Origin of the sequence: Streptomyces sp. NPDC001270 (assembly GCF_042896695.1) — a bacterium.
GTDB lineage: Bacteria > Actinomycetota > Actinomycetes > Streptomycetales > Streptomycetaceae > Streptomyces.
This window is the reverse complement of the sequence record NZ_JBIAXM010000004.1, coordinates 136,171-157,509: the sequence shown is the minus strand read 5'-3', so window position 1 is coordinate 157,509 and position 21,339 is coordinate 136,171. Positions and strand designations below refer to the sequence as shown.

At 70.9% G+C, this 21,339-nt stretch carries 16 protein-coding genes; 8 read left to right on the top strand and 8 right to left on the bottom strand.

Features of this window, described 5'->3' with window-relative positions; translation table 11 throughout:
• Positions 1-34 precede the first annotated feature (34 nt).
• A complete protein-coding gene (locus ACFY2B_RS08945) occupies positions 35-718 on the top strand; it encodes a GntR family transcriptional regulator (protein WP_390762468.1) in 684 nt (227 codons plus the stop codon).
• Positions 719-936: 218 nt separating this feature from the next.
• On the opposite strand, the gene ACFY2B_RS08940 is transcribed toward ACFY2B_RS08945, so the two are convergent.
• Together ACFY2B_RS08940 and frc (ACFY2B_RS08935) are read right to left on the bottom strand one after the other, a co-directional pair.
• Positions 937-2,331, bottom strand: a complete 1,395-nt coding sequence (locus ACFY2B_RS08940) for an OFA family MFS transporter (protein ID WP_390762467.1) — start codon at positions 2,329-2,331, stop codon at positions 937-939.
• A gap of 233 nt (positions 2,332-2,564) precedes the next feature.
• Complete coding sequence (gene frc / locus ACFY2B_RS08935; RefSeq protein WP_390762466.1) at positions 2,565-3,818, bottom strand: formyl-CoA transferase; 1,254 nt, start codon at positions 3,816-3,818, stop codon at positions 2,565-2,567.
• A 317-nt stretch (positions 3,819-4,135) separates the two neighbouring features.
• Between frc (ACFY2B_RS08935) and ACFY2B_RS08930 the strand changes: the two genes are divergently transcribed.
• The 5 genes from ACFY2B_RS08930 to ACFY2B_RS08910 all read left to right on the top strand — a co-directional run bounded on the left by ACFY2B_RS08930 (position 4,136) and on the right by ACFY2B_RS08910 (position 10,262).
• Positions 4,136-4,948 (top strand): acyl-CoA dehydrogenase family protein, encoded by an 813-nt coding sequence (locus tag ACFY2B_RS08930; protein WP_390762465.1) that lies wholly within the window; start codon positions 4,136-4,138, stop codon positions 4,946-4,948.
• 194 nt (positions 4,949-5,142) lie between these two features.
• The gene (locus ACFY2B_RS08925; protein ID WP_390762464.1) at positions 5,143-5,625 is read left to right on the top strand and encodes a formate dehydrogenase subunit gamma; all 483 of its coding nucleotides are present in this window, start codon (positions 5,143-5,145) and stop codon (positions 5,623-5,625) included.
• Positions 5,622-7,211, top strand: coding sequence for a formate dehydrogenase beta subunit (locus ACFY2B_RS08920; RefSeq protein ID WP_390762463.1), 1,590 nt, complete (start codon positions 5,622-5,624; stop codon positions 7,209-7,211). Before ACFY2B_RS08925 ends, ACFY2B_RS08920 begins: the two co-directional genes overlap by 4 nt.
• Entirely contained in the window at positions 7,208-10,024 is a 2,817-nt protein-coding gene (gene fdhF, locus ACFY2B_RS08915) for a formate dehydrogenase subunit alpha (protein WP_390762462.1), read from the top strand. The genes ACFY2B_RS08920 and fdhF overlap by 4 nt, the downstream gene beginning before the upstream one ends.
• Before the next feature lies 1 nt (position 10,025).
• On the top strand, positions 10,026-10,262 hold the full coding sequence (locus tag ACFY2B_RS08910) for a formate dehydrogenase subunit delta (protein WP_390762461.1): 237 nt from the start codon (positions 10,026-10,028) through the stop codon (positions 10,260-10,262).
• A gap of 100 nt (positions 10,263-10,362) precedes the next feature.
• Here ACFY2B_RS08910 and ACFY2B_RS08905 read toward each other — a convergent pair whose 3' ends face one another.
• The 4 genes from ACFY2B_RS08905 to ACFY2B_RS08890 form a co-directional block, all read right to left on the bottom strand.
• Positions 10,363-10,986, bottom strand: coding sequence for a carbonic anhydrase (locus ACFY2B_RS08905; protein WP_390762460.1), 624 nt, complete (start codon positions 10,984-10,986; stop codon positions 10,363-10,365).
• 132 nt (positions 10,987-11,118) lie between these two features.
• Positions 11,119-12,375 (bottom strand): formyl-CoA transferase, encoded by a 1,257-nt coding sequence (gene frc, locus ACFY2B_RS08900; protein WP_390762459.1) that lies wholly within the window; start codon positions 12,373-12,375, stop codon positions 11,119-11,121.
• 80 nt (positions 12,376-12,455) lie between these two features.
• Positions 12,456-14,189 carry an oxalyl-CoA decarboxylase gene (gene oxc, locus ACFY2B_RS08895; protein ID WP_390762458.1) on the bottom strand — a complete coding sequence of 578 codons (1,734 nt, stop codon included), beginning with the start codon at positions 14,187-14,189 and terminating at the stop codon, positions 12,456-12,458.
• Between the two features lie 212 nt (positions 14,190-14,401).
• Positions 14,402-15,388, bottom strand: coding sequence for a LysR family transcriptional regulator (locus ACFY2B_RS08890; protein ID WP_376525724.1), 987 nt, complete (start codon positions 15,386-15,388; stop codon positions 14,402-14,404).
• A gap of 241 nt (positions 15,389-15,629) precedes the next feature.
• Here ACFY2B_RS08890 and ACFY2B_RS08885 point away from each other — a divergent pair, with 241 nt between their 5' ends.
• Positions 15,630-16,157: a PAS domain-containing protein gene (locus ACFY2B_RS08885; RefSeq protein ID WP_390762457.1), complete on the top strand. Its 528-nt coding sequence runs from the start codon at positions 15,630-15,632 to the stop codon at positions 16,155-16,157.
• Between the two features lie 449 nt (positions 16,158-16,606).
• On the opposite strand, the gene ACFY2B_RS08880 is transcribed toward ACFY2B_RS08885, so the two are convergent.
• Both ACFY2B_RS08880 and ACFY2B_RS08875 read right to left on the bottom strand, forming a co-directional pair.
• Positions 16,607-17,140: a WHG domain-containing protein gene (locus tag ACFY2B_RS08880; RefSeq protein WP_390762651.1), complete on the bottom strand. Its 534-nt coding sequence runs from the start codon at positions 17,138-17,140 to the stop codon at positions 16,607-16,609.
• A 22-nt stretch (positions 17,141-17,162) separates the two neighbouring features.
• Positions 17,163-17,999, bottom strand: coding sequence for an alpha/beta fold hydrolase (locus ACFY2B_RS08875; protein ID WP_390762456.1), 837 nt, complete (start codon positions 17,997-17,999; stop codon positions 17,163-17,165).
• 500 nt (positions 18,000-18,499) lie between these two features.
• Between ACFY2B_RS08875 and ACFY2B_RS08870 the strand changes: the two genes are divergently transcribed.
• The gene (locus ACFY2B_RS08870) at positions 18,500-21,337 is read left to right on the top strand and encodes a carbohydrate-binding protein (protein ID WP_390762455.1); all 2,838 of its coding nucleotides are present in this window, start codon (positions 18,500-18,502) and stop codon (positions 21,335-21,337) included.
• The last annotated feature ends 2 nt before the right edge of the window (positions 21,338-21,339 follow it).

Genomic DNA, 21,339 nt, shown 5'->3' with positions numbered 1-21,339 from the left:
TTTCAGCCAGGAACCGCTGCCGAGAGGTGGAGCCATGACGTCCGCGGCATTGCCGACCGGTACCGTACCCAAGCTGGAGCGCCCCGGCCCGCTGCGCGAGCGCGTCTACGAGGCCCTGCTGGAGCTGATCGTCACCAGGTCGCTCAAGCCCGGACAGCATCTGGTCGAGACCGAACTCGCCGGCCATCTGGGCGTCTCCCGCCAGCCGGTCCGCGAGGCCCTGCAACGGCTCAACACCGAGGGCTGGGTGGATCTGCGCCCGGCCCAGGGGGCGTTCGTCCACGACCCCACGGAGGACGAGGCCGACCAACTGCTGGTCGTCCGGGGTCTGCTGGAGGCCGAGGCGGCGCGGCTGGCGGCGGCCAACGCCACCCCGGAGGCCACGGCGCGGCTGCGCGAGCTGTGCGAGGCGGGCGAGCGGGCCCTGGCGGACGACGACGTCGACGCCGTGGTCGCCGCGAACGCCGCCTTCCACGCGTATCTGATGGAGCTGGCGGCGAATTCGGTCCTGGCGGAGCTGTCCGCGCAGGTGGATCGCCGCGTCCGGTGGTTCTACACGCCCGTGGCCCGTACCCGCGGCGCGTTGTCGTGGCAGGAGCACCGGGCGATGATCGAGGCCATCGAGGCGGGCGACGAGCAGCACACCCGGCAGCTGATGCGGGACCACACCGAGCACACCCGCGTCAGCTACCACAAGCGCAAGAAATCCGAGCAGTAGGCACGGACCAGTGGGCACAGGGCAGTAGGCACGGAAGCAGTGAGCACAGAGCAGTAGGCACGGGCAGTAGGCACGGGCCGTGGGCGCGGACGTACGCGCGTACCGGAGCGGTGCGGCGCCGGACGCCGCACGGGAGAGCCGCCCGCCGCGGTCCGTCCGCCGATGACGGGGGACGGATCGCGACGAGCGGCTGTGTCAGCCGGGTGCGCGGGTGCGGGTCAGACCGTTTCGCCGCTCACCTGCAACGCACCACCGGCCCCGGCCCGGACCCGGCCCGCCGAGGGACGGCCCGGTTGCCGCAGCAGCAGCGCGAGCGCCGCCGAGGCCAGCCCGAGGCATCCGGCGAGGGCGTACGCCCCGGAGTAGCCCCAGGCCGCGACGACCGTCGCACCGAGGCCGCTGCCGGCCAGCCCGCCGACCAGCTTGGAGCTGTAGACCAGTCCGTAGTTCTGGGCGTTGTTGTTCTCGCCGAAGTAGTCCGGGGTCAGTGCCGCGAACATCGGGAAGAACGCGCCGCCGCCGAAGCCGGAGATGAAGGCGAAGATGAGGAACAACCATTCACTGCGGATGTCACCGGCCCACAGGACACCGAACTGCGACAGTCCCTCGACCGCCACCACCAGGATCAGGGTCTGCTTGCGGCCGAGCCGGTCGGACAGCCAGCCGGTCACACCGCGGCCGGTGCCGTTGATGATGGACATGATGCCCATCGACGAGGCGGCCACCAGCGGACCGAACCCGATGTCCTTCGCGTACGGGACCTGGAAGGAGATGCCGAAGATGGACACCCCGGAGCACAGCACCAGGCAGAACCACATCAGCGGGAGCATCCCGGTGCGGATGGCCTCCATCGGCTCGTACTGCCGCACGGCAGGCGGGTTCTTGGACAGCGACCTGTCGCTGGTGGCGTTCTTGCTGTGTTCGATCGGGTCGACCTCCTGCGGCCACCAGTTCTTCGGCGGGTCCTTGAAGAACCAGCCGCAGATCGCCACGAGGATCAGTACGTAGACACCGACCAGGTCGAGCACCGTGTGGTAGTTGCCGGCGTCGAAGGAGTAGGTGAAGACGAAGATCATCGGTACGGATCCGTAGGCGAAGCCGCCGTTGACGAAGCCGGTCTTGCCGCCTCGCCGTTCCGGGTACCACTTGCCGACGATGTTGACGCAGGTCGAGTAGACCATGCCGGCGCCCGTGCCACCGAAGAACCCGAAGCCCAGGATCGCCAGCGGCACGTTCGGCGCGTGGCTGAGGGCGAAGAAACCGATCCCGGCCAGGACGGCTCCTATGAGGGTGGCACCGCGGGCACTGAGGATCCCGCGTTCCCGCAGCCTTCCCGTCGGGAAGGCGACTGCGGCCTGGAAGACCGTCCACACGCCCAGAACCCAGAACGTGTTGGTGGACGTCCAGCCATGCGCGTCGGACAGGACTTCCTCGGCCGAGCCGTAGGCGTATTCCGCGACGCTGATGGCCATCATGGCCACCCACGGAAGTATCACCATCAGCAGGCGCGGGCCGCCCAGAATGTCTCTGGCGCTCTCGCCGACCCGGTACACACGTCCGTTCGCATCTGTGACCTCTCGGTATGCGGGTCGTACGGTTGATGCCGTTGTCATTTCCAATCCCCTTGCTCAAGAGACTCGCCAGCGCCCCCTGGTCGGTACTCCATGGCAGTACGGGGAGGTCTGGCCGCGGGCGACGGTGCCCGAGCCGGACCTGTCACGCGGGCCGGTCGTGCCGGTCCGCGGGTCTGGGGGTGGGTGACGGCGCCGCGGGGGTCCGCGTCGCCGTGCCGGCAGCGGCGGATGCCGGGCCGCTCCGGTCGAGTGGCGGCGGTTTCGCTGCATGCTCAGATCACTCCGTCCGACTTGAGCAGGCGCAACTCTTCGCCGCCCAGGCCGAGTTCGCCGACGTAGATCTCCTCGTTGTGCTCGCCGAGCAGCGGGGAGGCGGTGATGTCGACGGGTGAGTCGGAGAGTTTGAGCGGGCTTCCCACGGTCACGAACTCGCCGCGCTCCGGGTGCGGGACGGTGACCACCATCTCGTTGGCGGCCAGCGACTCGTCCTCGATGATCTCCTTCGTCGACAGGATCGGCCCGCACGGGATGTTGTGCGCGTTCAGCTTCTCCAGCACCTGCCGTTTCGGCAGGGTGGACGTCCATTCCTCGATCAGCTGGAACATCTTGTCCAGCTTGGGCAGCCGCGCCTCGGGGGTGGCCCACCCCGGGTCGCCGGCCAGCTCCGGATGTCCGATCAGTTCGCTGAGCGGTTGCCAGCCGACGGGCTGCACGATCACGTACACGTAGTCGTTGGGTCCGCCGGGTGCGCATCTGACGGCCCAGCCGGGCTGGCCGCCGCCGGAGGCGTTGCCGGAGCGGGGGACCTCGTCGCCGAAGTCCTCGTTCGGGTACTCGGCGAGCGGGCCGTGTGCGAGGCGCTGCTGGTCACGGAGTTTGACCCGGCACAGGTTGAGCACGGCGTGCTGCATCGCGACGTTCACGCGCTGGCCGCGGCCGGTCCGCTCGCGTTGCAGCAGTGCCGCGAGGATCGCCGCGACGGCGTGCACGCCCGTTCCCGAGTCGCCGATCTGGGCGCCGGTCGCGAGCGGCGGGCCGTCCTCGAAGCCGGTGGTCGCCATCGATCCGCCCATCGCCTGCGCGACGACCTCGTACGCCTTGAAAGCGGTGTACGGGCCCTCGCCGAAGCCCTTGATGGAGGCGTAGACGATCCGCGGGTTGATCTCCCTGATGCGGTCCCAGGTGAACCCCATCCGGTCGACCGCGCCCGGCCCGAAGTTCTCGACCATGACATCGCTGCGGCGGATCAGCTCGGTCAGGATCTCCTTGCCGCGCCCGGTCTTGGTGTTCAGGGTGATGCTGCGCTTGTTGCAGTTGAGCATCGTGAAGTACAGGGAGTCGACGTCCGGCAGGTCACGCAGCTGCCTGCGCGTGATGTCACCGGTCGGGGCCTCCAGCTTGACGACGTCCGCGCCGAGCCAGGCGAGCAGCTGGGTCGCGGAGGGCCCGGACTGGACGTGCGTCATGTCCAGGACGCGGATGCCGTCCAGTGCCTTGGTGCCAGTGGGGGGCTTGCGGGTGGCCATGGTCACCGAGTCACCTCACTCGTGCGCCGCGGAGCGCGACGCTGCGGCAGCGGAAAGTGAATACTGTATGCAGTGACGTAGACCATAGCCCTTGCGTGATCGGAAAGATCCGCGCCGGAAGTTGAGGTTTTCCCCAAGAAGGGCCAAAGGAATGGCATAGAAGTCGGGCACCCCGAGGCCGGCCGGGCGTGCCCCATTTCCGCGATACACCCGCGACGGGTACTGACAGAATCGCGCGGAGATGGCATACAGTATGCAATCGACGAGGGGAGGCTGCACGCAGCTCCCCGTCCGCCCGGACTTCAGGGAGCCGCTCCATGTCGTACCGCTCCGCTCTCCTTCGCACCGTGAGCAGCACCATCGAGCCCTCCGCCGAACGGACCAGCACCCTCGGCAGGTTTCCGCGCGCCTCCGTGGCCGCCCTCGGCAAGGCCGGACTGCTCGGACTCACCGTCGGCGCCCCGCTCGGCGGCGGTGGCCGCGGACTCACGGAGGCCGCCGAGGTTGTGGCCGAGGTGTCCCGTGCCTGCCCGGCCACCGGCGCGGTCCTGCGGTCGCACTACGCGGCCGTCGCCCTCATCGAGGCGCACGGCACCCCGTGGGTGCGCCGGAGGATCGCCGCGGGCCACCACCTCAGCACCCTCGCCCTGACCGCCGGCGACGACGGGCACCCGCCGGGCGGCACGGCGTCGCCGGCGGGTTCGACGGCGACCGGTATCGGTGACGTGGTGGCCCTGCGCGCCCGCAAACGCGATGTCGTCGGGGCGGGCGAGGCCGACAGCTACGTCTGGTCCGCGCACCCGGCCGACGGCACCGGCCGGCCGGCCCTCTGGCTGGTCCCCGCGGACGCCCCCGGTCTGTTCGTACCGGCCCGGCCCAACGGCACGGGGCCGCGCGGCAGCGGCGCCTCGACCGTGCACGCCGACCCCGTACTGGTCCCGGCCGGCGCGCGGCTCGGGCGGCAGGACGGCGCGGGCGACGACGTGCTGAGCACCGTCCTGGACTGGCTGGCCGCGCTGCCCGCGGCGGACTCGGCGACCGGCGCGGCGGTCGCGCGCCCGACGGCCGCACACCCGACGGCCGCGGGCCCGGCGCCCGCCGCTCCGGTCGCCGCCGACGCGGCCGGCTGAGCATTCCGCGCTGTCCGGACGGTGGACGGACCCCCAGTGACTGCATACAGTATTCGATGAGCCAGGACGACCACAGGGGCGCTCATGCCGTACGAGCAGGACGGCCAGAGGCCACGCTCGTCGATCACCACCCCGTGGACCCATCCGACCGAGCCAAGGGATTCACATATGCGTGACGGTCAGGGGGAGGAACCATGACGACGAGTGTCAGTGACGTGGCGACACAGGCCGCCATCACCGCGATCGTGGCCGCCCACCGCGGGGAACGCGGGCCGCTGCTGCCGATACTGCACGCCATCCAGGCCGAACTCGGGCACGTCCCGCGGGAGGCCGTTCCGCTGCTCGCCCAGGAGCTGAACCTCTCCCGGGCGGACGTGCACGGAGTGGTGTCCTTCTACCACGACTTCCGCAGCGAGCCCGCCGGCCGTACCACCGTGCGCATCTGCCGGGCCGAAGCCTGCCAGGCGCTCGGCGCGGGCGCGCTGGAGTCCTGCGCACGGGAGCGGACGGGCGTCCCGCTCGGCGAGACCCGGGCCGACGGCTCGGTCACCGTCGAGCAGGTCTTCTGCCTCGGCAACTGCGCGCTGGGGCCGTCCGTCGAGGTGAACGGCAAGGTGCTCGGCCGCGTGAGCACGGACCGGCTGCGCTCGATCCTGGACGAGGCGGTCTCCTCATGACCCGGACGTCGGACTCCATGACCCAGGCGTCGGACTCCCCCGTGACGGTGTACGTCCCCGGCGACTCGGCGGCGCGGTCCGTCGACGCGGACGCGGTCGCCGAGGCGATCCGGACGGCGGCGGCCGTCCGGGGCCGGCCGGTCGAGCTGGTGCGCAACGGGTCGCGCGGCATGCTCTGGCTGGAGCCGCTGGTCGAGGTGGCCACGCCCGAGGGACGGATCGGTTACGGACCGGTGGCGCCCTCGGACGTCGCGGGCCTCGTGGCCGATGGCCTCCTGGACGGCGCGGACCACCCGCTGCGACTCGGCGTCGTCGGCGAACTGCCGTGGCTGGCCCGGCAGAACCGGGTCACCTTCGCCCGGGTCGGGATCACCGACCCGCTCTCCCCCGAGGACTACGAGCGGCACGGCGGCCTCGCCGGACTGCGCACGGCGCTCGGCCTCGCGCCCGCCGACGTCGTCGCCGCGGTCACCGAGTCCGGGCTGCGCGGCCGGGGCGGGGCGGGATTCCCGGCCGGCATCAAGTGGAAGACCGTGCACGAGTGCGAAGGGGAGCTGAAGTTCGTCTGCTGCAACGCCGACGAGGGCGACAGCGGCACCTTCGCGGACCGCATGGTCATGGAGGGCGACCCGTTCATGCTCATCGAGGGCATGACGATCGCCGCGCACGCGGTCGGCGCCCGCGAGGGCTACGTCTACATCCGCTCGGAGTACCCGGACGCGGTGGCCACGATGCGGGCGGCGATCTCGATCGCCTGCGGGCGCGGCTGGCTCGGGGAGCGGATCCTCGGCTCCGGCCTCTCCTTCGACCTGCACGTGCGGGTCGGCGCCGGCGCGTACATCTGCGGCGAGGAGACCTCCATGCTGGAGAGCCTGGAGGGCAAGCGCGGCATGGTCCGCGCCAAGCCGCCCATCCCCGCGATCACGGGGCTGTTCGGCAAGCCGACCGTCGTCAACAACGTCCTCACCCTCGCCACCGTCCCGGTGATCCTCGCGCACGGCGCCGAGGCGTACCGGGAACTCGGCGTGGAGCGCTCGCGCGGCACGCAGGTCTTCCAACTCGGCGGCAACATCGCGCGCGGCGGCATCGTGGAGACGGCGTTCGGCGTCACCCTGCGCGAACTGGTCGAGGACTTCGGCGGCGGCACGCTCACCGGACGCCCGGTGCGCACGGTGCAGGTGGGCGGGCCGCTCGGCGCCTATCTGCCGGCGTCGCAGTTCGATCTGCCGATGGACTACGAGGCGTTCGCCGCGGCGGGCGCCATGCTGGGCCACGGCGGTGTCGTGGTCTTCGACGACAGCGTGGACATGGCCGCGCAGGCGCGCTTCGCGATGGAGTTCTGCGCCGCGGAGTCGTGCGGCAAGTGCACGCCCTGCCGCATCGGTTCGGTGCGCGGCGTCGAGGTCATCGACCGGATCGTGGCCGGTGAGCAGCGCGAGGAGAACCTCGCGCTGCTGGCGGACCTCTGCGAGCTGATGACCGACGGATCGCTGTGCGCCATGGGCGGGTTGACCCCGATGCCGGTGCGCAGCGCCGTCACCCACTTCTCCGACGACTTCCTCGCAAGGAGGGAGGGCACGGCATGACACTCCTCAAGGAACCCGACTTCGGAACCCCAGAACGGCCCGGCGAGGCGACCGTCTCGGTCGAGGTCGACGGACTGCCCGTCACGGTGCCCGAGGGCACCTCGGTGCTGCGCGCGGCGGCGCAGGCCGGCATCGACATCCCCAAGCTCTGCGCCACCGACAGCGTGGAGCCGTTCGGCTCCTGCCGGCTGTGCGTGGTGGAGATCGACGGCCGCCGCGGCACCCCGGCGTCCTGCACCACCCCGGTCGCCGACGGCATGGTGGTGCGCACCCAGACGCCCAAGGTGGAGAAGCTGCGCCAGGGCACCATGGAGCTGTACATCTCCGACCATCCGCTGGACTGCCTGACCTGTTCGGCCAACGGTGACTGCGAGTTGCAGGACATGGCCGGGGTGGTCGGGCTGCGCCAGGTGCGTTACGGCTACGAGGGCGAGAACCACCTCGACGCCGCCCCGGACCTGAGCAACCCCTACTTCGACTTCAACCCGTCCAAGTGCATCGTCTGCTCCCGCTGCGTGCGCGCCTGCGGTGAGGTGCAGGGCACCTTCGCGCTGACCATCGAGGGCCGCGGCTTCGATTCCAAGGTCTCGCCCGGCGCCGGTGAGTCCTTCATGGACTCCGAGTGCGTCTCCTGCGGCGCCTGCGTGCAGGCCTGCCCGACGGCGACGCTCCAGGAGCGGTCGGTCGTCGAGCTGGGCATGCCGTCCCGTTCGGTGGTCACGACCTGCGCGTACTGCGGTGTCGGCTGCTCCTTCAAGGCCGAGCTGCGCGGCGACGAACTGGTCCGGATGGTGCCGTACAAGGACGGCGGGGCGAACGAGGGCCACTCCTGTGTCAAGGGCCGCTTCGCGTTCGGCTACGCCACCCACCCCGACCGCAAGCTCAAGCCCATGGTCCGGGAGAAGACCACCGACCCGTGGCGCGAGGTCGAGTGGGACGAGGCCATCCGGACCGTGGCCCGCAGGATGCGGGCCATCCAGGACACGTACGGCCCGGCGTCGATCGGCGCCATCAGCTCCTCGCGGTGCACCAACGAGGAGGTCTACGTCGTCCAGAAGATGGTGCGCGCGGCCTTCGGCAACAACAACGTCGACACCTGCGCCCGGGTCTGCCACTCCCCCACCGGGTACGGGCTGAAGCAGACCTTCGGCGAGTCGGCCGGCACCCAGGACTTCCGCTCGGTGGCGAAGGCCGACGTCATCATGGTGATCGGCGCCAACCCCACCGACGGCCACCCGGTGTTCGGCTCCCGGATGAAGCGGCGGCTGCGGGAGGGCGCACAGCTCGTCGTGGTCGACCCGCGCCGCATCGACCTGGTGCGCTCGCCGCACATCGAGGCCGCGCACCACCTCCAGCTCAGGCCGAGCACGAACGTCGCCGTGATCAACTCGATGGCGCACGTGGTGGTGACCGAGCAGCTCGTGGACGCGTCCTTCGTCGCCGAGCGGTGCGAGGGGTTCGCCGAGTGGGCCGAGTTCGTCGCCCTCCCGGAGAACAGCCCGGAGGCCACCGAGGCCGTCACCGGGGTGCCGGCCGAGCAGCTGCGGGCCGCCGCCCGGCTGTACGCGACGGCACCCAACGGAGCCATCTACTACGGCCTCGGCGTGACCGAGCACAGCCAGGGCTCCACGATGGTCATGGGGATGGCGAACCTCGCGATGGCGTGCGGCAACATCGGCCGCGACGGTGTCGGCGTCAACCCGCTGCGCGGCCAGAACAACGTGCAGGGCTCCTGCGACATGGGGTCCTTCCCGCACGAGCTGACCGGTTACCGGCACGTCTCCGACGACGCGGTCCGCACCGTGTTCGAGCAGTTGTGGGGCCGTTCCATCCTGCCGGAGCCGGGGCTGCGCATCCCCAACATGTTCGACGCGGCGATCGACGGTTCGTTCCGGGGCCTGTTCGTGCACGGTGAGGACATCGCCCAGTCGGACCCGAACCTGAAACACGTCTCCGCCGCGCTGTCCGCGATGGAACTGGTCGTCGTCCAGGACCTGTTCCTGAACGAGACGGCCAAGTTCGCGCACGTCTTCCTGCCGGGCGCGTCGTTCCTGGAGAAGGACGGCACCTTCACCAACGCCGAGCGCCGGATCAACCGGGTGCGGGCGGTGATGAAGCCGAAGACGGGCAAGCACGAGTGGCAGATCGTCTGCGAGATCGCCACCGCCATGGGCTATCCGATGGCGTACGACCACCCGAGCCAGATCATGGACGAGATCGCCCAGGTCACCCCGACCTTCACGGGCGTCTCCTTCGACGTGCTGGACAAGCTGGGCAGCGTCCAGTGGCCGTGCAACGAGCAGGCGCCCGAGGGCACGCCGACGATGCACGTCGACGCGTTCGTGCGCGGCAAGGGCAAGTTCGTCGTCACCGCGTACGTGCCGACGGACGAGCGCACCACCTCGCGCTTCCCGCTGGTGCTGACCACGGGCCGGATCCTCAGCCAGTACAACGTCGGGGCGCAGACCCGCCGTACCGGCAATGTGGCCTGGCATCCCGAGGACGTCCTGGAGCTGCACCCGCTGGACGCCGAGAACCGCGGGGTCACCGACGGCGACCTGGTGACGCTGGCCAGCCGGGTGGGCAGTACGACGCTGCGGGCGCGGGTGTCCGACCGGATGCCGCCGGGCGTCGTCTACACGACGTTCCACCATCCGGTGACCGGCGCCAACGTGGTCACCACCGAGAACTCGGACTGGGCGACCAACTGCCCGGAGTACAAGGTGACCGCCGTGCAGGTCGGTCTCGCCCATCCGCTCGGCCGGCACGCCTCCGAGTCCGTCGGGGACGACCGGCTCGCGGGGGTGGACTGAGATGGCCGGCGCGGTGCCGTCCGAGCAGCGGATGGCAACTCAGATCGCCGCGAACTTCCGGCACGTGCCGCATGACACGGCCGCCCGGGCGGTCGCGGGCCATATCGGCCGGTTCTGGGACCCGCGGATGCGCACCCGGTTGTTCGAGCTGGTGGACGCGGGCGCGGACGGCCTGGACCCGGTGGTGGTCGCGGCGGCGCGATTGCTGCGGCAGTCACAGGAGTCCCCGGCGGGCTGACTCCGCCGGCCGGCCGGACGCACACCGGTACGACACCGCCTCATCTCCCCTCGCACGGAGGGAAGATGAGGCGGTGGTATATCTGGAGGGCCGAGCGCGCTCAGGCGGCTGCCGTGCCGTCCAGGCCGCGGCTGGTGACCAGCCGTACCCGTCCGGCGGTGAGCTGGTAGGAGAGGCCGACGACCGCGGTCGGCCCGGCGGTCAGCCCGGGTGAGCGGTCCAGCAGCAGGTCCACGGTGTTGCGGATGTGCTCGTCCACGATGTCGGACTCCTCGCTCAGCCCGGCCGCGCGCGCGGCCAGCACGCTGGGCGTGACGCGCTCGACGATGTCGCGCACGTACCCGCCGGGAGCCTGGCCCTGTTCCAGGGCGGTGCGCGCGGCGCGGACCGCTCCGCACGCGTCGTGTCCGAGCACGACCACCAGCGGGCAGCCCAGTTGGCCCACGCCGTACTCGATGCTGCCGAGCACCTCGGGGCCGAGCACATGACCGGCGGTGCGCACCACGAAGAGGTCTCCGAGGCCGCGGTCGAAGACGATCTCGGCGGCCAGGCGTGAGTCGGAGCATCCGAACACCACGGCGAAGGGATGCTGACCGGGTGTCAGGGCGGCCCGGCGGGCGGCGTCCTGGTTCGGGTGCCTCGGGTCGCCGTCCACGAAGCGCCGGTTGCCCGTCAGGAGGGTGTCGAGGGCCTGCTCTGCGGTGGGTGTCTGGGTGTTGGCCATGCTCCCAGGATGCGTAGACTCCATACAGTATGCAATACGTCTGCCGGGGGAGTCTCGTGCACGAGAGAGCCGGCCCGGACCACGTCGGTCCCGGCCGGCTCCCTCACGAGGGGTGCGCCCCCCTCAGCGGGTTCAGATGATGACCTGCTTGTCGCGCATCGCGGCGATGGTGCCCGCGTCGTAGCCCAGCTCGTGCAGGACCTCGTCGGTGTGCTCACCGAGCAGCGGGGCGCCCTGGATGTCGGGCTTGAAACGGGAGAACTTGATCGGGCTGCCGACCGTCAGGTACGTCCCGCGGCCCTTCTGCTCGACCTCGACGACCGTGCCGCTGCGGCGCAGCGCCTCGTCGTTCGCGATCTCCTTCATGCTCATCACCGGCGCGCAGGGGACCTCCCACTTGCGCAGGATGTCGACCGCCTCGTACTTGGTCTTGTCGGCCAGCCACTTCTCGATCTCCTCGAAGATCTCGAAGATGTGGTTCTGCCGGGCCTTGGCGGTGCTGTACTCGGGGTCCTCGACCCACTCGGGGCGGCCGATGGCCTCGGCCGTCCGCTTCCAGTTCTGCTCCTGGATGGTGAAGTAGATGTACGAGTTGGGGTCCGTCTCCCACCCCTTGCACTTCAGCACCCAGCCGGGCTGGCCGCCGCCGCCCGCGTTGCCGCCGCGCGGCACGGCCTCGCCGAACTCGCCGTTCGGGTACTGCGGGTACTCCTCCAGGTAGCCCACCCGGTCCAGGCGCTGCTGGTCGCGGAGCTTGACCCGGGACAGGTTGAGCACGGCGTCCTGCATGGACACCGCCACCCGCTGGCCCTTGCCGGTCCTGTCCCGGTCGATGATCGCCGTGAGCAGCCCGATGAGCAGGTGCATGCCGGTGTTGCTGTCGCCGAGGGCGGCGCCGCTGACGGTCGGCGGGCCGTCCCAGAAGCCGGTCGTCGAGGCGGCACCGCCGGCGCACTGGGCCACGTTCTCGTAGACCTTGAGGTCGTTCCACGGGGAGTCGTCGTTGAAGCCCTTGACCGATCCGAAGATCAGCCGCGGGTTCCACTCCTGGAGCGTCTCCCAGCCCAGGCCCATGCGGTCCATGGCGCCCGGTGCGAAGTTCTCGACCAGGATGTCGGCGTCACGGATCAGCTTCTCCATGACCTCCCGGCCCTCGGCGGACTTGGTGTTGATGGCCAGCGAGCGCTTGTTGCTGTTGAGCATGGTGAAGTACAGCGCGTCGGCGTCGGGGATGTCGCGCAGCTGGTTGCGCGTCACGTCACCGCCGGTGGTGCGCTCGACCTTGAGGACGTCGGCTCCGAGCCAGGCGAGCATCTGCGTACACGCCGGACCGGCCTGTACGCCGGTGAAGTCGATGACCTTTATCCCGGAGAGGGGCAGTTCAGTCATGTTCGCTTTCTTTCTCGTGGAGAGAACGTGGATCGTCTCGGTGGGGGAAGTCGGTGGCAGCACGGGTGCCGGGACGGGGCTCAGCTCTTTACGCTGATGCCCTTGGGGTTGAGGTGCGCGATGTTGCCGCTCTCGGTGCCGTCCGTCGGATCGATCACGCAGTCGATGAGCGCCGGACGGCCGGCGGCCAGGGCCTCGCGCAGGGCGGTGGCGACCTCCGCGGGGGTCGTCGCCTGGTAGCCCTTGCCGCCGAACGCCTCGATCATGAGGTCGTGACGGGCCTTCAGAGCGGTCGGCGCCGGATCGTCGGTGGCGGAGGGGTCGTCGCCGCGGTAGACGCCGCTGTTGTTGAGCACGAGGGTGACGATCGGCAGGTTGTAGCGGCACACCGCCTCGATCTCCATGCCGCTGAAACCGAACGCGCTGTCGCCCTCGATGGCGACGACGGGGTCGCCGGTCTCGACGGCGGCGGCGATGGCATAGCCCATGCCGATGCCCATGACACCCCAGGTGCCGCTGTCCAGCCGGTGCCGCGGCACCTGCATGCCGATCGTGTTGCGGGTCAGGTCGAGCGCGTTGGCGCCCTCGTTGACGACGTACGCGGGCGGGTTCTCGTGCAGCACGTCGCGGATGGCCTGCAACGCGCCCAGGAACTTCATCGGGTACGCCGTCTCGGCGGTCTTCAGGCGGCCGGCCATCTTCGTGACGTTCTGCGCCGAACGGGAGGCCAGTTCCTCGCGCCACTGCGCCGGGGCCGTGATCCGGCCCGGCTTGCCGCGCTCGATCAGCGCCTCCAGGACGGAGCGGACGTCACCGACGAGCGGGGCCGCGATGGGCTGGTTGCTGTCCATCTCCGTGGCGGCGATGTCGACCTGGACGAACTTGGCGTCCGAGCTCCACTGGGGCGCGTCACCGTGGCCGAGCAGCCAGTTCAGGCGGGCGCCGACCAGCACGACGACGTCGGCCCGGCGCAGCGCGAGCGAGCGGGCGGTGGCCGCCGACTGCGGGTGGTCGTCGGGCAGCAGGCCCTTCGCCATCGACATCGGGATGTAGGGGATGCCCGTGGACTCGACGAACTCCCGGACCAGGTCGTCGGCCTGGGCGTACGCGGCGCCCTTGCCGAGCACGATGAGCGGCCGCTCGGCACCCGCGAGGAGGTCGATCGCCCGGTCGACGGCCTCGGGCTGCGGCAGTTGGCGCGGCGCCGGGTCGACGAGCTGCCACAGCGACGCGGCGCCCTTGTCGGCGTCGATGACCTCGCCCAGCACCGCGGCCGGGATGTCCAGGTAGACGCCGCCCGGACGGCCGGAGATCGCGGTGCGCAGCGCGCGGGCCACGCCGCGGCCGATGTCCTCGGCCCGGTGCACCCGGTAGGCCGCCTTGACGAACGGCTTGGCCGCCGCGAGCTGGTCCATCTCCTCGTAGTCGCCCCGTTGCAGGTCGACCAGGTGGCGCTCGCTGGACCCGGAGATCTGCACCATCGGGAAACAGTTGGTGGTCGCGTTGGCGAGCGCCACGAGGCCGTTGAGGAAGCCCGGCGCGGACACCGTCAGGCAGATACCCGGCCGCTGCGTGAGGAACCCGGCCGCCGCCGCCGCGTGCCCGGCGTCGCTCTCGTGCCGGAACCCGATGTAGCGGATGCCCGACGCCTGCGCGAGACGGGCCAGGTCGGTGATCGGGATGCCGACGACCCCGTAGATGTTCTCGACGCCGTTGAGTTTGAGTGCGTCGACGACCAGATGGATCCCGTCGGTCAAGGCAACCGGTTCGTCGGTGCCCTCCGCCCCCGTGTCCTGTGTGACCGTGTCCGTCATGGTCCGGATCCTCCCTAGAGGGTCGCCCAGTTCGTTTTCCGTGCTTCACCATCCGCGCCGTTGCGGCGACGCGTCCAAGATCTTTTGCCAACCAGCTGATTTACGGTGTTTATCGATGCGGCCGGGGTCCGGCCGGTGGTGCGGGGCGTTCGCGGGCACCCCTCGGCGGTGGTGTGTGACGGGGGCTCTCCCCGGTCCCGGCGCGGCCATCGTCAGCCCGCCCCGCGGACGCCCACGGACTGCCTGCCGTACGCCTCCTCCGGCGTGCCGGGCACGGCGGCGAGGCCGACCGCCTCCGGTACGAAGACGTCGTCCAGCGACAGCCCCGCGACCACGTTGAGGAACGCCTTGGCCGCGACCGAACCGGGGGTCGCCGCGTGGATCGCCACCGAGATCTGCGCCCTGGCGTCCGGTTCGACCAGCCGGACCGCCCTGGTCCCGCCGGCCAGCGGCATGGCGTTCAGCCAGGTGTGCGGGACGACGCTCGCCCAGGCGCCGGTGGCCACGTGGGCACACAGGGAGGCGACGGAGTCCGTCTCGACCTGGGGGGTCGCGACCGCCCCGCAGCTCTCGAAGGCGTCGTCGATGACCTGGCGGAACCGCATGTCGGGGGTCAGCAGCGCCAGCGGGAGCTGCGCCGCCTCGGCCCAGGTGACGGTGGGGCTCGCGGGCACCAGGTGTTCACCGGAGGCCAGCAGCACGTACTGCTCCTCGTACAGCGGCAGCACCTCCAGGCCCTCCCGGTCGCCGGGCCCGAAGTGGGCGATGGCGGCGTCCAGTTCGAAGTCGCGGAGCTGGCGGACCAGTTCGGCGGAGGACAGCCGGGAGCAGACCTTCACCTTGGCCAGCGGGTGCATCGCGCAGAACGCGGCCACGGGGAGCGCGGTCGTCGTCGAGACCGTGGGTCCCGTCCCCAGCCGCAGCGCCCCGGTGATGCCCGAGCGCATGACGGCCACCTCGGACTTGAAGGCGTCGTGTTCGGCGAGGATCCGCTTGGCCCAGACGACGAGCCGCTCGCCCTCCGGGGTGAGGCCCTCGAAGGTGTGCCCCCGGTTGATCAGGGTGACGTTCAGTTCCCGTTCCAGCTTGGCGATGGCGATCGACAGTGCGGGCTGGGAGACGTAGCAGGCATCCGCCGCCCGCGCGAAATGCTTCTCCCTGGCCACCGCCACGAAGTATTCGAGCTGCCGGAACAACATGGAGCGGCTCCTGTTCGTCTCATGCCGACGGTCGCCGAACTGGCTGATCGGCAGGCGCCGTCAGTACCCCCGCAACGACATTGTATGCAGTATTCCTTATTCAAGATAGGGGCGCCATACTGTCGACAGTGCCGATCGGCGAGAGCCGACGGCGCCGGATCATCGAGAAGGGGAAGGCGCGTCCCGAGTACCGCCGCGACCGCGGCCTCGCGGGCCGCGCACCAGGAGGAGGGATTCCGCCGTGGGCGACAACAGCAACGCGGTAGCCGGGAACGAGACCTCGCCGGCGCGGACGGGCCCCGGTACGGGCGGTACCGGCGCACCGGACGCCTGGCTGGCCCAGGCGATCGTGCGCGAGTCGTCCGAGGCCATCGTGGTCGCCGACCCGGAGGGCGTCATCCAGGTCTGGAACAGCGGGGCGGAGCGCATGTTCGGCCACACCGCGGCCGAGGCCGTCGGCCGGAGCCTTGAGCTGATCATCCCGGAGAAACTGCGGGAGCGGCACAACAAGGGCTACCGGACCACGATGGCAACCGGCGAGACCCGCTACGGCGACACGCTCCTCGCCGTACCGGCCACCCACCGGGACGGCCACCGGCTGTCGATCGAGTTCTCGGTGGCGCTGCTGCGCGACGCGGGCGACCGGGTCGTCGGAATCTCCGCGATCATGCGCGAGGTCACGGAGCGGCGCACCACGGAGAAGGCGCTGCGCATGCGGCTGGCGGAACTGGAGCGGCTGCTGCCGCAGGCGGCGGCGTCACAGACCTGACGGCAGGCCGGGCGCGCTCCGGGAGAGGCCGTGCCGCGCCGCCGGTGCCGTGCCTCCCACCGGATTCCCGGCTTCGTCTGGACCGGGGCGCCCACGCGGCGGCCGGAGCGGGGGTGCCTGCGCGACGCCCGGACCAGGTCCCCAGGCCGACGCCCCGGACCAGGGTCCCCACGCGGCGGCATCGGCAGGCGGTCGGCTGCGGCGGCGCGGCCGCATGGCGTGGGCACCGGGCCGCGGCCGGGCGGGGCGGCGTTCCGCGGACCCGGGGCCGCCGCCCCGCCGGCCGGGGCGGCGGGGCCTGCGAACGTGGCGACGCCGGATGCGGACGAGACGACGCGGCGACGGCGCAGTACGCCGGTGTCGCAGCAGACCGTCGCTGTACGCCGGCGACGCAGTACACCGGTGTCGCGGAGCAGGACCGCGTCACCGGAACACCGGCGGCGGCGTGCTCACATGGCGCGCAGGCCCCGGTCGGCGAAGGCGATCAGCCACTCGAAGGTTTCGTCGATGTCGGCGCTCCACTGGAAGCCGCCCGCCGCCTGCAAGGTGGCGAAGCCGTGGCCGAGGCTGCGGAGCATGCGCAGGGCGTGGTCCACGTCGGGTTCCGCGATCTCGTAGCCGCGCAGGACCGCGCCGAACGGGCCGAGCGAGCGTAGGCCGGCGATGGCCAGCGGGTCGTCCGGGCCGGTCGGCTCCAGGCCGATCGTCGCGCCGTAGCGGCCGGGGTGCTGGAGGACGAAGGTGCGGAAGGCGCGCATCGCGGCCGCCAGGGCGTCGCGGCCGGCGTATCCCTGGACCGCGCCGCCGATGGCGTCGGCGGCCTCGTCCAGCGCCAGGACCGCGATGCGCCGGGTGAGGTCCTCCAGGCCGGCCACGTGTTTGTACAGGGACGGGGTGCGTACACCGAGCCGCTGGGCCAGCAGGCCCATCGTCAGGCCGGTGAGGCCGACCTCGTCGGCGAGGGCGGCGCCGGCCGCGACCACGGCCGCCCGGTCCAGGCCGGCCCTAGGCACGGGCGGCCTCGGCGCGCAGGAAGCCCAGTGTGAGGGAGACCACCTGGTCGGGGTACTGGTCGTGCGGGTAGTGGCCGGCGCCCTCGATCATCTCCAGGCGGCCGAGACCGGACGGCAGGGCCTCGACGATCGCGGTGCCCTCGGCGTGCGGGTCGGCCCAGTCGGGGTCCTGGGTGCCCATCACGACCAGGACCGGGCAGCGGACGTTGCCGAGCTGCGCGCCGGCGTCGGCCGGGGCAACCCGGCCCATGCCCTGCAACGCCTTCATCCGGCCCGGCTCGCGCAGCAGCGCCTCGATACGGCCGAGGCGTTCGGCCCAGTCGGCCGGCTTCACGCCGGGGTAGGCGACGTCGAGGTAGGAACGCCACAGCGGGACGCTGCCGAACATGCCCGCGCCGAGCAGCCGCAGCATGCCCCGCCTGAAGCGCCTGACCCGCAGGTCACCGAGGCGGACGGACTGCTTGCGGGTGAACGGCGCCAGCTCGACGACCGCGGTGACGAGCGAGGGCTCCTGCGCCGCGGCGATGGTGGCGGCGCCGCCGGAGATCGAGTGGCCGACGAGCACCGCCGGGCCGCCCAGGTGACGGATCACGGCGAGCAGGTCACCGGCGATCGCGGTACGGCTCCAGGCCGGCCAGTCGGTGCTGGACTCGCCGCAGCCGCGCAGATCGACGGCGGCGACCCGGTAACCCGCCGCGACCAGCGGCGGTATCACGGCACGGTAGGCGGCACGGCTGTCCCCCATGCCGTGCGCCAGAACGATCAGCGGACCCGCTCCCGTCACCTCGTAAGCGATCGTGCCGCCGTCCACGGCAAGGTACTCGGTCATGACAGCCCCTCCAGTTGGCTAATCTCGTTAGCCATAAGCTAATCGCCTTAACCACGCCTGTCAACGACGGGATGTCCACGCACGCCGGGACCTTGAGTGGCGGACGGGAGGTCACCGGCGGCACGCCCGCCGCGAAGGACGACGGCGAAGCCGATAGCGAAGAGGGGCACATCCCCCTCGCCCCGCAGAGCCGGCCGACGCGCCTCAGCGTTTCGCGGTGCACGGAAACGGTTCACCGGAGGAGCCCGCACCGGGGATGCCTGCTAATTTTGACAGGGGCTTGACAAACTCGAAACCGCTACGTAATGATGCAAGCTACGCGCGAATTCTCGCAATTATCTATGCAGATCACGCAATTACTGCACAGCTGAGCAGCCTCATAGCCAAGCAGTCCGTACAAAGGTGCTCCATTCCGCACCCAAGAACCGCTGATGCATGCGGCAAGCGCGGCCGGCGCGCGCCTTGCCTGACAACCCCCACCGTCAGGAAGGAAACCCCCCATGTCCCAGCGCCCTCGCGCAGGGCTCAGATGGCTCACCGCCCTGGTGCTCGTGCTGGCCGGAGCCGCCGTGGCCGGGCCCTCGCCCGTGTCCGCGGCCCCCGCGGACATCCCCGCCTCCGACTACCAGCAGGTCCAACTCGCCACTGGTGCAGCCGAGTTGGGCGAACCCATGTCCCTCACCGTCCTGCCCGACCGGTCGGTCCTGCACACCGCGCGCGACGGCACGGTGCGGTACACGGACGCGGCCGGCAACACCAAGCAGGCCGCGAAGCTCGACGTCTACACGCACGACGAGGAGGGCCTGCAAGGCATCGCCGCGGACCCGAACTTCACCAGCAACCGGTACGTGTACGTCTACTACTCCCCCAAGCTGAACACCCCGGCCGGCGACGCCCCGGTCACCGGGACCGCCGCCGACTTCGAGGCGTGGAAGGGCCACCTCAACCTGTCCCGGTTCACGCTGAAGTCCGACAACACCCTGGACATGGCCAGCGAGAAGGTCGTCCTCGAAGTGGGCAACGACCGTGGCCAGTGCTGCCACGTGGGCGGTGACATCGACTTCGACGCGGCCGGGAACCTCTACCTGACCACCGGCGACGACACCAACCCGTTCGACTCCGCCGGATACGCGCCGATCGACGAACGCACCGACCGCAACCCGCAGTTCGACGCCCAGCGCAGCTCCGGCAACACCAACGACCTGCGCGGCAAGCTGCTGCGGATCAAGCCCACCGCGGCCGGCGGCTACACCGTCCCGGCCGGCAACCTCTTCGCCCCGGGCACGGCGAACACCCGCCCCGAGATCTACGCCATGGGCTTCCGCAACCCGTTCCGGATGTCCGTGGACCGCGCCACCGGCATCGTCTACGTCGGCGACTACGGACCCGACGCGGGCGCCACCGACCCGAACCGCGGCCCCGGCGGGCAGGTCGAGTTCGACCGTGTCACCGCTCCCGGCAACTTCGGCTGGCCCTACTGCACCGGCACCAACACCACCGCCGAGACCTACAACGAGTACACCTTCCCGAGCGGCCCGTCCGGCGCCAAGTACGACTGCGCGGGCGGACCGACGAACAACTCCTTCCGCAACACCGGCCAGTCCAAGCTGCCCGCGGCCAAGACCAGCTGGATCAAGTACGGTCTCGACGGCTCGCCGCCGGAGTTCGGCACCGGCTCGGAGTCCCCGATGGCCGGTGACGTCTACCACTACGACCCGAACCTGAACTCGTCCGTGAAGTTCCCGCAGTCCCTCGACGGGCGCTTCTTCGCGACCGAGTACGGGCGCAAGTGGATCAAGCCGATCGAGGTCAAGAGCGACGGCTCGTACGGGACGATCGAGAGCTTCCCGTGGACCGGCACCCAGATCATCGACAGCGACTTCGGTCCCGACGGGGCGCTGTACGTCCTGGACTACGGCACCGGCAGCAACAACCAGGCGCTGTACCGCGTCGAGTACATCGCGGGCACCAACCGCAACCCGGTCGCCAAGGCGGCGGCCGACAAGACCTCCGGCGGCGTGCCGCTGACCGTGCAGTTCTCCTCCCAGGGCAGTTCCGACCCGGAGGGCAGCGCGCTCACCTACTCCTGGGACTTCGGCGACGGGTCCACGTCCACCCAGGCCAACCCCAGCCACACGTACACCGCGGCGGGCACCTACCGCCCCACGCTCACCGTGAAGGACCCCGAGGGCCTGACCGGGACCGCGAGCCTGGTGGTCACCGCCGGGAACACGGCGCCGACCGTCACCCTGCAACCGCCCGGCGACGGACAGCTGTTCTCCTTCGGTGACACCGTGCCCTTCACGGTGAAGGTCACCGACCCCGAGGACGGCACCATCGACTGCTCCAAGGTCAAGGTCACCTATTCGCTGGGCCATGACAGCCACACCCACGCGATCACGTCCGCGAACGGGTGCAGCGGCTCCATCAACGTGCCCGTGGACGGCGAGCACGACAGCGCCGCCAACCTCTACGGCGTGTTCGACGCCGAGTACACCGACGCGGGCGGGCTGACCGGTCACTCCCTGCGCACCCTCCAGCCCCGCCACCGGCAGGCCGAGCACTTCAGCGCGCAGTCCGGCATCCAGGTCGCCGGGCACGGCACCGCCGAGGGCGGCAACACGGTCGGCTTCACCGACGACGGCGACTGGATCTCCTTCAAGCCGTACACCCTGGGCAACGCCACCAAGTTCACCGCCCGGGTGGCCTCCGCCGGGGCCGGCGGCAGGATCGAGATCCGCGCCGGTTCCGCGACCGGAACGCTGCTCGGCACGGCCACCGTCCCGGTCACCGGGGGCTGGGAGACGTACACCGACGTCTCGGCCAACCTCAGCGGCGCGCCGTCCGGCTCCACCGAGCTGTTCCTGGTCTTCCGCGGTCCCACCGGCCAGGGCAACCTCTTCGACGTCGACGCCTTCACCTTCACCACCGCCGCGGTCAACAGCACCACCACGGAGGCCGAGTCCTACACCTCGGGTTCGGGCGTCCAGGCGGCCGGCCACACCGCGGCCAGCGGCGGCCAGACGCTCGGCTACATCGACAACGGCGACTGGGCCGGATACGCCTCCGTCGCCACGGCGGGCGCCTCCTCCTTCTCCGCGAAGGTGTCCTCCGCCGGTGTCGGCGGCACCATCGAGGTCCGCTCCGGCTCGGCCACCGGCACCCTGCTCGGCTCCGTACAGGTCCCGGTCACCGGCGGCTGGGAGACGTTCGCGAGCGTCAGCACCTCGCTGACCGGCACCGGGACCGGGCCGGTCGTCCTCCGGTTCACCGGGCCCGCCGGCAACCTCTTCGACATCGACACCTTCACACTCGCCGCCACGGCGCAGAAGGGGTGAGG